A 13,166-nucleotide genomic window follows, 5' to 3' on the forward strand; every position below is an offset into this window, starting at 1 on the left:
CCGTCAACTCCCAGTAGCAACGGTAGAGCCTCATGTCCAGCCCACAGCACCCGTCCGCCTCCCCTGCCCTGACCACGCTGATCAGCCGTTCCGGCCTGCCCAGCCCTTCACTCAGTGAAACGCAGGCTCACGCCGTATTGCAGGCGCATTATGGTCTCGACGGTGACCTGGCGGCACTGGGCAGCCAACAGGACCTCAACTTCCGCGTGGACGCGCCGCAAGGGCGCTACGTGCTCAAGGCATGCCACGGCAGCTATGCCCAGTTGGAGCTCGAAGCACAACATGCCGCCCTGGCCTACTTGCGCGAACAGGGGTTGCCAGTACCCGCCGTGCGCCCTGCCAGCAACGGCGAAGGATTGCTGGCACTGGACATCGACGGGCAACCGCTGCGCCTGCGGCTGCTCGACTACATCGAAGGCCAACCGTTGACCCGCCTCAAACACCTGGAGCCACGCCTGATCGCTGAACTGGGCGGGCTCTGTGCGAAGCTGGACAGGGCGCTGGTCGACTTCGATCACCCCGGCCTGGTGCGCACCCTGCAATGGGACCCGCAACATGCCCAGGCGCTGATCGACCACCTGTTGCCGGTTCTGCAAGACAGCGGACAACGCACCCGCATCGAACACGCCACTCGCCAGGCCTGCGCGCGCCTGACGCCGCTGGTGGACCAACTGCCGATTCAGCCTGTGCACCTGGACATCACCGACGACAACACCGTGTGGGCGCGCAACAGTGAGCGCCAGTGGCAACTGCAAGGGGTGATCGACTTCGGCGACCTGATGCGCACCTGGCGTATCGCCGACTTGTCTGTGACATGCGCGTCGCTGCTGCACCACGCCGAGGGCGACCCGCTGCGCATCCTGCCGGCAATTGGCGCCTATCAGGTGCTCAACCCGCTGACCGAGGCCGAGCTACGCGCCCTGTGGCCACTGGTGATCAACCGCGCTGCGGTACTGGTGTTGAGCAGCGCGCAGCAACTGGCCGTGGACCCCAGCAACCAGTACACCCGCGACAACGTGGCCCATGAGTGGGAAATCTTCGACACCGCCACTGCCGTGCCTTTCGCGCTGATGGAGGCCGCCATCCTCCAGGCGGCAGGCGTGCAGATCGACGTTCCAGACTTGAACGGTTGCGCCCCCCTGCTCCCCGACCTGGCCGGGCAGGAAGTAACGCGGGTCGACCTGGGTGTGCTCAGCCGCCATTGTGAAGCGGGTAACTGGGAGCAACCCGGTTTCGACCAGCACCTGCTGAGCGCGCAAACGGCCCCGGCCTGCACCCTGCACGGGCAGTATCGCCTGTCGCAAACCCATATCGACCGGCCCGAAGAGCCTGCGACCTGCGCCCTCGGCGTTGAGTTGCATGTGCCCAACGGCAGCCAGGTGCAAGCACCCGAAGCCGGCACCTGGGTGCGCCATGGCGACGGCCGCGGTTGCCTGCAAACCGCGCACTGGGCCTTGTGGTTGCAGGGCCTGGAAGATGCACCCGCCGATGGGCAGGCGATGGAAAAAGGCCAGTCGCTGGGCCATAGCTGTGGTTTCCTCAGCGTACAGCTGTGCCTGGACCTTGCCCTACAGCCGCCCTTCTTCGCCACCCCGTCCCACGCCGACGCCTGGCTGGCCCTGTGCCCGTCGCCGGCCGCGCTGCTGGACCTGGACTGCGATGCCGAGTCGCTGCCCGACCCACAGGCCTTGCTGGCCCGCCGCGACGCCAGCTTTGCCCGCTCGCAGAAGCACTACTACGCGCAACCGCCACACATCGAACGCGGCTGGCGCAACTACCTGATCGACATGCAGGGCCGTTCGTACCTGGACATGCTCAACAACGTCGCGGTACTGGGCCACGGCCACCCGCGCATGGTCGCAGAGTCGGCGCGGCAGTGGTCGCTGCTGAACACCAACTCGCGCTTCCACTACGCGGCCATCACCGAGTTCTCCGAACGCCTGCTGGACCTGGCGCCCGAAGGCTTCGACCGGGTGTTCATGGTCAACAGCGGCACCGAGGCCAATGACCTGGCCATTCGACTGGCCTGGGCCTACAGCGGCGGGCGCGACTTGTTGAGCGTGCTGGAGGCCTACCACGGCTGGTCGGTGGCCACCGACGCCATCTCCACGTCCATTGCCGACAACCCGCAGGCCCTGGAAACCCGACCGGACTGGGTGCACCCGGTCGAGGCGCCGAACACCTTCCGTGGCCGATTCCGCGGTGCCGACAGCGCGGCTGACTACCTGCGTGACGTCGATGCCAAGCTGGCCGACCTCGATGCCCGTGGCCGCCAGCTGGCGGGCATCATCTGTGAACCGGTGTACGGCAACGCTGGCGGCATTTCGTTGCCGGCCGGTTATCTGCGCGACGCTTACGCCAAGGTCCGGGCCCGTGGCGGCGTGTGCATCGCCGACGAGGTGCAGGTGGGTTATGGCCGCTTGGGCGAATACTTCTGGGGCTTCGAGGAGCAAGGCGTGGTGCCCGACATCATCACCATGGCCAAGGGCATGGGCAACGGCCAGCCGCTGGGTGTGGTCATCACCCGCCGCGAAATCGCCGAAGCGCTGGAGGCCGAGGGTTACTTCTTCTCCTCGGCCGGTGGCAGCCCGGTCAGTTGCCGCATCGGCATGGCGGTACTGGATGTGATGCAGGAAGAAGGCCTGTGGGACAACGCCCGCGACACCGGGCGCTACTTCAAGGCCCGCCTGCAGGCGCTGGTCGACAAGCATCCGCTGGCCGGCGCAGCGCATGGGTCTGGCTTCTACCTGGGGCTTGAACTGGTGCGCAATCGCGAAACGCTGGAGCCGGCTACCGAAGAAACCATGGCCCTGTGCGACCGTCTGCGTGAGCTGGGCATCTTCATGCAACCCACCGGCGACTACCTGAACATTCTCAAGATCAAACCGCCGATGTGCACCACCCGGGCGAGCGTGGACTACTTTGTCGACAGCATTGACCGGGTGCTGGGCGAGGGGCTGTAAGGTTGGGGTGAAGGCCTAGAGGTGCCTGCCGTGGGTTTTGCGGTGGCGCACAAATCGAGCGCCGCACGGGCGGCGCTCGATCTCACAGGCGCTGAAAACACCCCGCCAAACACCCCAAAACCCCCAAGGCATGTTCAAATAAACACCCCATACTTGCCCCACCATGATCAGGTTTACTGACAATGGCCTTTTCCAGCGACTCCCTGGCAATCTTCCTCGCCGTGCTCGACGCCGGGTCGTTCTCGGCCGCCGCCCGCAAGCTGGGCCGTGTGCCTTCAGCCGTCAGCATGGCGGTCGCCCAGCTGGAAGCAGAACTGGACCTGGTGCTGTTCGATCGGGCCACGCGCAAGGCCTTGCCCACCAGCGCCGCCCTGGCGCTGGAGCCGCAAGCCAGGCAGGTGATCTGCCAGCTCAACCTGCTCGACGCCCAGGCCCTGCAACTGCACAAGGGCCTGGAAAAGCGCCTGACCATCGCCATGGCCCCCGAACTGCAAACCGGCCGCTGGAGCCAGCCACTGGAAGTTTTGGCCCAGGAGTTTCCCAGCCTGGAAATCGAAGTGCGCTCGGCCACGCAGACCGAAGCCGTTCGCTTGCTGCACGAAGGCAGCGTGCAACTGGCGCTGGTGTTCGAGCGGCCCGGTATCGACGAACGGGAGTCGTTCCTTGAAGCCGGCAGCCAGCTGCTGGTAGCGGTCGCTTCGCCCCGCCACCCTGCCGGCCAGAACAGCGGCACGCCATTGCCTGAAGAAGCCTTTGCAGAACAGCGGCAGATCATCGTGGCCTCGGGCAAGGCCACCGGGTCGGATCCGCGGATGGTGCTGTCGCGGCGCATCTGGCTGACCGACAGCTACCTGGCCACGCTGGACTTGGTGCAGTCTGGCCTCGGCTGGGCCTACCTGCCGCAGCCGCTGGTCGAACCGCTGATTGCCTCAGGCGCACTGGCAGAGGTGCGCTTTGACAACATGGCCAGCCGCTTGCGCTTGTGGGTGGATATCATCTGGGTCAAGCCGCGCCCCTTGGGCTTGGGAGCGCGGCGCTATCTGGAAATCATGCGCCAGCTGTTCGACAGGGAGCCGGCCAGAACCTGATGCCCTTTCACCCACCGGGGTAGATGCCCGGATCAAGCGACCGGCGCTACCAACCTGTACCCTACCCCCGCCTCGGTAATGATGAACCGTGGCGCCGTGGGGTCATCACCCAGCTTCTGGCGCAGATGCCCGACCACGATCCGCAAGTAATGGGTGTCTTCCACATGGGTAGGCCCCCAGATGTCCTTGAGCAACTGCTGCTGGGTAATCACCCGCCCCGGATGCCCGGCCAACAGCGCCAGCAAGGCATACTCCTTGCGCGTCAGCGCCACCTCGACGCCCTCCAGCGTCACCCGGCGGAAGGCAAAATCCACGGTCAACGGCCCGAAGCTGGCCGCCACCTCCGAACCACCGGTCTGCGGCACCTGGCGCAGCAGGGCACGCACCCGCGCCAAGAACTCCTGGATGCCGAAGGGCTTGGTCACATAGTCGTTCGCCCCGCCATCCAGCGCATCCACCTTCTGGACCTCACCGGCGCGCACCGACAACACCATTACCGGCACCGCACTCCACTCGCGCAGCTCACGCAGCACCTGCTGGCCGTCCATGTCCGGCAGGCCCAGGTCCAGCACCACCAGGTCCGGCTTGCCCAATGCTGCCTGAGTGAGCCCTTCCTCACCGGTTGCGGCTTCGATCACCTTGTAACCCTGGGAGGCCAGGCTGATGCGCAGGAACTTGCGGATCTGCGGTTCATCGTCGATGACCAACAGGGTGGCGGACTGGCTCATGGGGTTTCGCTTTCGGCTTCAGGTTGAGGAGGCAGTGGCAAGCATAGAGTGATGCCGGTGCCCTGGCCATCGATGCCTTCGCCTACCAGAATCTGCCCGCCATGGGCGCCGATCATGCCCTGGCAGATGGCCAGGCCCAGGCCGGTACCCTGCCCGCCACGGTCACCACGGGCGGCGGTATAGAACATGTCGAAGATCTTCTCGCGGTCGGCCACCGGAATGCCGGGGCCTTGGTCAAGGACGGCAAAACGCAACTGCATGTCCTGCACCGATACGTGGAGTTCAAGCCGACCATTGGCCGGCGAGAACCGTGCCGCGTTTTCCAGCACATTGACCAGCGCCTGCTCGATCAGCGCTGCATGCACGAACAGCAGCGGCAGCTCGGCCGGCACGTCAGTGTGCACACGCAACGGGGCAAGCACTACGCGCAGGCGGTTGAGCGCACTGCCAGCGATGTCGCCCGGCGCCACCCAGTCGCGTGCCAGCTTGAGGCCGCCGTGGCCCAGGCGGGTCATGTCCAACAGGTTCTGGATGTAGCGGTCGAGGCGCTCGGCCTCGTTGCGGGTGCCTTCCAACAGCTCACGGCGGTCTTCAGGCGGGATGGCCTCGCCCAACGCCAGCAGGCTGTCGATGCTGCCACGCATGGCGGTCAACGGCGTGCGCAAGTCGTGGGAAACGGACGCCAGCAAGGCACTGCGCAACTGCTCGGTTTCGCCATGCAGGCGTGCGGCCTCCAGCTGCTCGGCCAGGCGGGCGCGGGCCAACGCCTGCGCCAGCGGCTGGCCAAGGGCGGTGAGCAGGCGCCGGCGCGGGTCGCTGAGCGGCTGGCCGGAACGCGGGCGTACACCGAGCAGGGCCAGGGGTTGTTCGTCTACCGCCAGCGGCCACCACCACCAGCGGCCATTGGGTAGGGTGTCACTGCCATGGCCGGCGGCCTGGCCATGCTGCCAGGCCCATTGCGCGGCGGCGCGTTCGTTTTCGCTAAAGGCGTGGGCTTCACCACTGGCCACCTGCAGCTGGCCTTCGGCGTTGCGCTCCAGCAGGCACACCTGCATATCCTGCCAGCCATCCAGATGCTGGCCGGCGGCATTGAAGACGGCCTGGCGGTCGGTGGCCACCGTCAGCCGGCGCGACAGGTCGAGCAACTGGCTGGTCTGTGCCTGGGTCTCGCGCAGCGCCTGCAGTTGGCGACGCTGGCGGGCGGCCAGGTTGCCGGTTAGCGCGGCCATCAGCAGGAAGAACACCAGGGTCAGCACATCTTCTTCACGCTGGATGCTGAACGAGAAGTTGGGCGGAATGAACAGGAAATCGTAAGTCAGGAACGACAACGCAGCACAGGCCAGCGCAGGCCCCAGGCTGCTGCGTACCGCCACCAGCAACACCGCTGCCAGGAACACCAGCGAAATGTTTGGCAACGCCAGCACACTCGACACCGCCCAGGACAGGCCTGCTGCCATGACGGTGGCCACTAGCGCCAGCAGGTAATGCCGCCACACCCACACCCGCCGCACCGCCGAACGCGGCGCTTGCGGCTGCACATCGCGGTCCAGCACGTTGATTTCCAGGCCATGGCTCTCACGCAACAGCCGCGCAGCCACCCCGGCACCGAACAGGCGCCGACGCAGGCGGTCGCGGGACTGCCCGACCAGCACCAGGCTGGCCCGTCGCTCGGCGGCATGCTGGATCAACGTGCGCGCCACTTCGCCGGCACGCAGCAGCACCACCTCCCCGCCCAGGCGCTCGGCCAGTTGCTGCGCGGCCTGCAGGCGATGGCGAGCGGTTTCGTCACGCAGGCGGCCGTTGTCCACATGCACCATGCTCCAGGGCAGGTGGCGGCGCTGGGCCACGCGGCTGGCATGACGCACCAGGCGCTCGGCCTGGTCGTCGCCATCCACGCCCACCAGCAACCGGCCACGCAATGCCGGAGCCTCCTGGCCGCGCTGACGATAGCCATGGGCCAGGTCGGCATCGACCTGCGCGGCGGCAGTCTGCATGGCCAGTTCGCGCAGCGCGGTTAGGTTGGTTTGCGAGAAGTACGCGTCGATCGCGGCCCGCGCCTGCTCCGGTACGTACACCTTGCCTTCGCGCAAGCGTTCGAGCAGCTCGCGCGGCGGCAAGTCGATCAGCACCAGCTCGAAAGCTTCCTGCAACACCCAGTCCGGCAGGGTTTCGCGTACGAGCACGCCGGTAATGTCGCGCACCTTGTCGTTGAGGCTTTCCAGGTGCTGGACGTTGACCGTGGTGTACACGTCGATGCCGGCGGCCAGCAATTCCTGCACGTCCTGCCAGCGCTTGGCGTGCCGGCTGCCGGGGGCATTGGTGTGGGCCAGTTCGTCGACCAGGGCCAGTGTTGGCGCGACCTTGAGCAGGCCGTCGAGGTCCATTTCTTCAAGCGTGACGCCGCGGTACTGGCTGCGCAGCAGGGGTTGCTGCGGCAGGCCGGCGAGCAACGCCTCGGTTTCGGCGCGGCCGTGGGTTTCGACAACCCCCGCAAGCACCTGAACGCCCTGGCGTTGCAGGGCGTGGGCGGCCTGGAGCATGGCAAAGGTTTTGCCGACGCCGGGGGCGGCGCCGAGGAAGACCTTGAGCCGGCCCCGGCCTGTGCGAGGGAGGTTAGCCAGCAGCGCGTCTGCGCGGGCGGAGTCACTCATGTTTCATCCTTCAGAATCTGTGACGGTCGACCAAAGGGCCTACTTTGCCCGCGAAGGGCCGCAGAGCGGCCCCAACATCAGTGGTTCAAATGCTCAAGTGCCTGGTTCAGCGCCAGCACATTGACCACCGGCGGGCCGATCAATGGGTGGAGGGTGGCCTCTTCCACCAAGGCTTGCAAGCGCTCCTCCGGCAGTTGCCGCGCTGCTGCCACGCGCGGAATCTGGTAAGCCACAGCCTCTGGCGGCAGGTGCGGGTCAAGACCGCTGCCCGAGGTGGTCAGCAAAGCCTGCGGTACCGGGCCCTGCGGCGCCTGGTACAGCGTTGCGGCGTCCCCCTTGACCCGCTCGGCCAGCGCCGGGTTACTCGGCGACAGGTTGCTGGCACCGCTGGCCACGGTGGCATAGGCACCCGCCGAAGGCCGCGCATGGAACCAGCCATCACCCTTGAACGCCTGGGCGATCAGCGCCGAGCCACGCACCTGCCCCTGGTCATCGAGCACCAGGCTGCCATTGGCCTGTTCCGGGAAAGCGACCTGGGCAATGCCCGTGACCGCCAGCGGATACAGCGCGCCAGTCACCAGCGTCATCAACAGAGCCAGGCTCAACGCCGGGCGTACATAAGCATTCATGGCGGCCTCCTCAGACCAGGTTCAGGGCATTGAGCAGCAGGTCGATCAGCTTGATCCCGGCAAACGGCACCACAATGCCGCCCAGCCCGTAGATCAGCAGGTTGCGCCGCAACAGATGCGCCGCACTGGCCGCCTGCACCCGCACGCCACGCAGCGCCAGCGGGATCAGCGCGATGATGATCAGCGCGTTGAACACGATGGCCGACAGGATCGCGCTCTGCGGGCTGGCCAGGTGCATCAGGTTGAGCACGCCCAGCTGTGGATAGATGGCAGCGAACAGCGCCGGCAGGATGGCGAAGTACTTGGCCACATCGTTGGCAATGGAGAACGTGGTCAGTGCGCCACGGGTGACCAGCAGTTCCTTGCCGACCTGTACCACGTCCAGCAGCTTGGTCGGGTCGCTGTCCAGGTCGACCATGTTGGCCGCCTCGCGCGCGGCCTGGGTGCCGTCGTTCATGGCCATGCCCACATCGGCCTGCGCCAGTGCCGGGGCGTCGTTGGCACCGTCGCCGCACATGGCCACCAGGCGGCCGTCGTTCTGCTCCTGGCGGATACGCGCCAGTTTCTTCTCAGGGGTGGCCTCGGCCAGTACGTCATCCACCCCCGCTTCGGCTGCGATGGCGGCGGCGGTCAGCGGGTTGTCGCCGGTCACCATCACCGTGCGAATGCCCAGTTTGCGCAACTCGGCGAAGCGCTCGCGGATACCCGGCTTGACCACGTCCTTGAGGTGGATCACGCCAAGCAGGCGCTTGTCGATGCACACCAGCAGCGGTGTGCCGCCACTTTGGGCGATGCGCTCCACTTCGCGGGCCAGCGCCGGGGGCATTTCCAGCCGTTGCATGCCGACGAACGCCAGCACCGCATCGACGGCGCCCTTGCGGTAGCGGTGCTGCTGGAAGTCGATACCCGACAGACGTGTTTCGGCACTGAACGCCACGGCCTCGAACTGCCCGGCAGCCGGTTCGATAAAGTCGTGCAGTTGGCGCAGGTACTCGACAATCGACTTGCCTTCGGCGGTGTCATCGGCCAGCGAGGCCAGCAGCGCCCCCTCCCCCAATTCCTTGGCGGTGATGCCCGGTGCAGCATGCAGCGCGCTGCAGCGGCGGTTGCCAAAGGTGATGGTGCCGGTCTTGTCGAGCATCAGCGTATGCACATCACCGGCTGCTTCCACCGCCCGGCCGGAACGGGCGATGACGTTCAAGCGCACCAGACGGTCCATGCCGGCGATGCCGATGGCCGACAGCAGGCCGCCGATGGTGGTAGGGATCAGCGTCACCAGCAGCGCGGCCAGGAAAATCAGCGGCAGGCTGCCACCCGCGAAATGGGCGAACGGCTGCAAGGTCACCACCACGATCAGGAAGATCAGCGTCAGGCCGATCAGCAGGATGTCGAGGGCAATCTCGTTCGGCGTTTTCTGGCGCTTGGCGCCTTCGACCAAGGCAATCATGCGGTCGAGGGTCGATTCGCCCGGGTTGCTGGTGATACGGATCAACAGCCAGTCGGAGACCAGCCGGGTATTGCCGGTCACGGCCGAGCGGTCGCCGCCGGATTCACGGATCACGGGGGCAGACTCACCGGTAATGGCGGCCTCGTTGACCGCCGCGATACCTTCCAGCACCTCGCCGTCGCCGGGGATCATTTCGCCCGCGACTACGCGCACTACGTCATCTTTGCGCAATGCGCTGGCTGCAATGGTTTCGTAGCTGCCATCACGCTTGCGACGCTGTGCGGTCAAGCCTTGGCTACCGGCCTTGAGGCTGTCGGCGCGGGCCTTGCCACGGCCTTCGGCCAGCGCCTCGGCAAAGTTGGCGAACAGCACGGTAAACCACAGCCACAGGGCGATTTGCACGGCAACCCCGGTGCTCACGCCACTGCCGGGAGCGAAGCACAGCACAGTGGTCAGCACCGCGGTCAGGGCCACCACCAGCATCACCGGCGAACGTTTGAGCTGGCGCGGGTCGAGCTTGACGAACGCCTGCACCAGCGCCGGGCGCCACAACGCGGCGAAGCGAGTCTGGTCCTTGGCGGTGTGCCGCGCTTTAACTTCAGGAATGGGCATGTTCATGGTCAGTCCTCAGAAACCCAAGCTCAGGTGTTCGGCGATTGGCCCCAAGGCCAGGGTCGGCAGGAAGGTAAGGCCACCCACCAGCAGGATGGTCACCAGCAGCAGGCCGGTGAACAGCGGGCCGTGGGTGGGGAAGCTGTTCTGCCCCTGCGGTGCGCTTTTCTTCGCTGCCAGGCTGCCAGCTAAGGCCAGGATCGGCAGGATGTAGCCGAAGCGGCCGATGAGCATGGCCAGGCCGATCATCAGGTTGTGGTACACCGTGTTGGCACCGAAGCCGGCGAAGGCCGAGCCATTGTTGGCCGTGCCCGAGGTGTAGGCGTACAGCAACTGGCTGAAACCGTGCGCCCCCGGGTTGCTGACCGCACCCGCCGGGCCAGGCAGGCTGGCGGCGATAGCGCCCAGCACCAGCACGCCGACCGGCATCACCAGCAGGGTTGCCACCAGCAACTGCACCTCACGGGCTTGCAGCTTCTTGCCCAGGTATTCCGGGGTGCGGCCAATCATCAGCCCGGCCAGGAACACCGCGATCAACACGAACAACAGCATCCCGTACAGCCCGGCGCCGACGCCGCCGAAAATCACCTCGCCCACCATCATGTTGACCATCGCCACCATGCTGGTCAGCGGGTTGAGGCTATCGTGCATGGCGTTGACCGAGCCGTTGGAGGCTGCAGTGGTGGTGACCGTCCACAACACCGAACCGGTGGTGCCAAAACGGCTTTCCTTGCCTTCCATGGGGGCCGCCTGTTGCACCTGGGTGCTTTCCAGCGCCGGGTTGGGCTGGTACTCGGACCACAACGCGGTGCTGCCGCCAATCAGGAACAGGGCAAGCATGCAGGCGAGGATCGCGCGGCTCTGACGCAGGTCCTTCACGTAGTGGCCGAACGTGAACACCAGCGCCACCGGAATGAGGATAATCGACGCCACCTCGAACAGGTTGCTCCAGGCCGTGGGGTTTTCGAACGGGTGCGCCGAGTTGACACCGAAGAAGCCACCGCCGTTGGTACCCAGTTGCTTGATGGCGATCTGGCTGGCGGCCGGCCCCAGCGGTATGGTCTGATCAGCCCCTTGCAGGGTCAGCGCATGGGCGTAGTCGGCAAATGTCTGCGGCACGCCCTGCGACACCAGCAGCAGCGCCAGCAGCAGGCACAGCGGCAGCAAGACATAGAGGGTGGCGCGGGTCATGTCGACCCAGAAATTGCCCAGCGTCGTTGCACTGCGCCGGGCAATGCCGCGACACAACGCGACCAGCACGGCCAGGCCGGTGGCGGCACTGACAAAGTTCTGTACGGTCAGGCCAAGCATCTGGCTGAGGTAGCTGACCGATGCCTCACCACTGTAGGCCTGCCAGTTGGTGTTGGTGACGAAGCTGACCGCTGTGTTGAACGCCAACGACCACTCCTGGCCTGGCAAATGCTGCGGGTTGAGCGGCAGATAGCCCTGCAACAGCAACACGGCGAACAGCAGCAGGAATCCGGCCAGGTTGAAGGCCAGTAGTGCCAGGGTGTATTGCCGCCAGTTCTGCTCCTGGCTGGCGTTCACGCCCGCTAGCCGGTAGCAGGCCTGCTCGACCGGGCTCAGCAGCGGCGACAGCCAGGTGCGCTGGCCTTCCATGACCCTGTAGTAGAACCGCCCGAGCCAGGGTGCCGGTAGCAGCACGATGGCAAAGAACGCCAGCAGCAAGGCGAAATCGTAACTGTGCATGGCCGCTCCCTAGCTGCGATCGGCGCGCAGCAGCGCCACCAGCAGATAAAACGCCAAGGCCACTGCCAGCAGCAGTGACAGCCCGTCGAGCATGTTCATGAGTGGTTCTCCCCGTGGTGCGGCTTGTGCCGCTATGGGGAAATTGTCTGAGGGAGGGGCGTAAAGAGGCGAGATCGGGGGGTGTGGGTGGGTATAAAGAAAGCGTAAAAATCAGCTTTGTGGGTTGTCTTTACTGGCCTCTTCGCGGGCAAGCCCGCGAAGAGGCCGATACAGGCTTACTGCTGGGGAGGTTGCTGCGCAGCGTTTCGGCTCCAGTCCAGCAGCAGGCTGTACCCGACCGCGAGCAAGGTCGGCCCGATGAACAGGCCAATGAAGCCAAAGGCAAGCAATCCACCGAACACTCCCAACAGCACGATCACCAGTGGCAGGTTACCGCCACGGCTGATCAGGTACGGTTTGAGCACGTTGTCCACACCGCTGATGACAAAGGTGCCCCAGATGCCCAGGAACACCGCCATGCCGTACTCGCCCTTCCACACCAACCAGGCCGTGGCCGGGATCCAGGCCAGTGGTGGGCCCATGGGGATCAGGCTGAGCATGAAGGTCACCAGGCCCAGCACGATGGCACCCGGCACGCCGGCAATCAGGAAGCCGATCAGTGCGAGCACAGCCTGCGCAGCCGCTGTGCCAATCACCCCGTTCACCACCCGCTGAACGGTGGCCGCCACCAGTTCCAGGTAGTACTCGCCGCGATCACCCATCAGGCGGTGCAGCAAGCGCAATACGAACGCCGACAAGCGAGGGCCGTCACGGTAGAAAAAGAACACGAACACCAGGCTAAGGGTCAGTTCCAGCACACCGCTGCCGATCTGCGCACTGCGCGCCAGCAACCAGTTGCCCACCTGCCCGAAGTAGGGCTTGACCGACGCCAGCAATGCCGCCCCCTGCTGGTCGAGCGACTGCCACCAGCTGACCAGGCGCTCACCAACGAACGGTATGCCCCCCAACCAGGCCGGTGCATCGGGCAAACCGTCCACCTGCACGTCGCGCACGAACGCCGTGGCATCGCGAATATGATCGGCCAGGTTGAACCCCAGCCACACCAGCGGCAATGCCACAATCAGGATCCAGGCGGTGGTCAACAGGCTGGCCGCCAAGGTTTCGCGCCCGCCCAGCACACGCGTGAGCAAGCGCATCAACGGCCAGCTGGCAAAAGCCAGGATGGCCCCCCACAGCAACGCCGAGATGAACGGTGCCATCACCCACAGGCCGGCCCCCAGCAACGCCAACAGCAGAATCTGAACCAGCAGGCGATCATTGTTAACCATGCCGGCGCTC

General features: G+C 65.7%; 9 protein-coding genes. 2 read left to right on the plus strand and 7 right to left on the minus strand.

Going from position 1 to position 13,166, the window contains the following annotated elements:
* Positions 1-32: 32 nt before the first annotated feature.
* Both PM2_RS11590 and PM2_RS11595 read left to right on the plus strand, forming a co-directional pair.
* Positions 33-2,963, plus strand: coding sequence for an aminotransferase (locus tag PM2_RS11590; RefSeq protein ID WP_028699006.1), 2,931 nt, complete (start codon positions 33-35; stop codon positions 2,961-2,963).
* A 182-nt stretch (positions 2,964-3,145) separates the two neighbouring features.
* Positions 3,146-4,051, plus strand: coding sequence for a LysR family transcriptional regulator (locus tag PM2_RS11595; protein WP_016711619.1), 906 nt, complete (start codon positions 3,146-3,148; stop codon positions 4,049-4,051).
* A gap of 32 nt (positions 4,052-4,083) precedes the next feature.
* Here the strand turns inward: PM2_RS11595 and PM2_RS11600 are convergent, their stop codons facing one another.
* From PM2_RS11600 to PM2_RS11630, 7 genes are all read right to left on the minus strand, one after another.
* Positions 4,084-4,779, minus strand: coding sequence for a response regulator (locus PM2_RS11600; protein ID WP_028699005.1), 696 nt, complete (start codon positions 4,777-4,779; stop codon positions 4,084-4,086).
* Entirely contained in the window at positions 4,776-7,430 is a 2,655-nt protein-coding gene (locus tag PM2_RS11605; protein WP_016711621.1) for a DUF4118 domain-containing protein, read from the minus strand. The genes PM2_RS11600 and PM2_RS11605 overlap by 4 nt, the downstream gene beginning before the upstream one ends.
* 77 nt (positions 7,431-7,507) lie before the next feature.
* The gene (gene kdpC, locus PM2_RS11610) at positions 7,508-8,059 is read right to left on the minus strand and encodes a potassium-transporting ATPase subunit KdpC (protein WP_028699004.1); all 552 of its coding nucleotides are present in this window, start codon (positions 8,057-8,059) and stop codon (positions 7,508-7,510) included.
* A gap of 10 nt (positions 8,060-8,069) precedes the next feature.
* Positions 8,070-10,124 carry a potassium-transporting ATPase subunit KdpB gene (gene kdpB, locus PM2_RS11615; protein WP_016711623.1) on the minus strand — a complete coding sequence of 685 codons (2,055 nt, stop codon included), beginning with the start codon at positions 10,122-10,124 and terminating at the stop codon, positions 8,070-8,072.
* Between the two features lie 9 nt (positions 10,125-10,133).
* Complete coding sequence (gene kdpA, locus PM2_RS11620) at positions 10,134-11,828, minus strand: potassium-transporting ATPase subunit KdpA (RefSeq protein WP_016711624.1); 1,695 nt, start codon at positions 11,826-11,828, stop codon at positions 10,134-10,136.
* Between the two features lie 9 nt (positions 11,829-11,837).
* Complete coding sequence (gene kdpF / locus PM2_RS11625) at positions 11,838-11,927, minus strand: K(+)-transporting ATPase subunit F (RefSeq protein ID WP_003251485.1); 90 nt, start codon at positions 11,925-11,927, stop codon at positions 11,838-11,840.
* A gap of 176 nt (positions 11,928-12,103) precedes the next feature.
* Positions 12,104-13,156 carry an AI-2E family transporter gene (locus tag PM2_RS11630; protein ID WP_019099708.1) on the minus strand — a complete coding sequence of 351 codons (1,053 nt, stop codon included), beginning with the start codon at positions 13,154-13,156 and terminating at the stop codon, positions 12,104-12,106.
* Positions 13,157-13,166: the final 10 nt, after the last annotated feature.

Source organism: Pseudomonas monteilii NBRC 103158 = DSM 14164 (genome assembly GCF_000730605.1).
Taxonomy (GTDB): Bacteria; Pseudomonadota; Gammaproteobacteria; order Pseudomonadales; family Pseudomonadaceae; genus Aquipseudomonas; species Aquipseudomonas monteilii.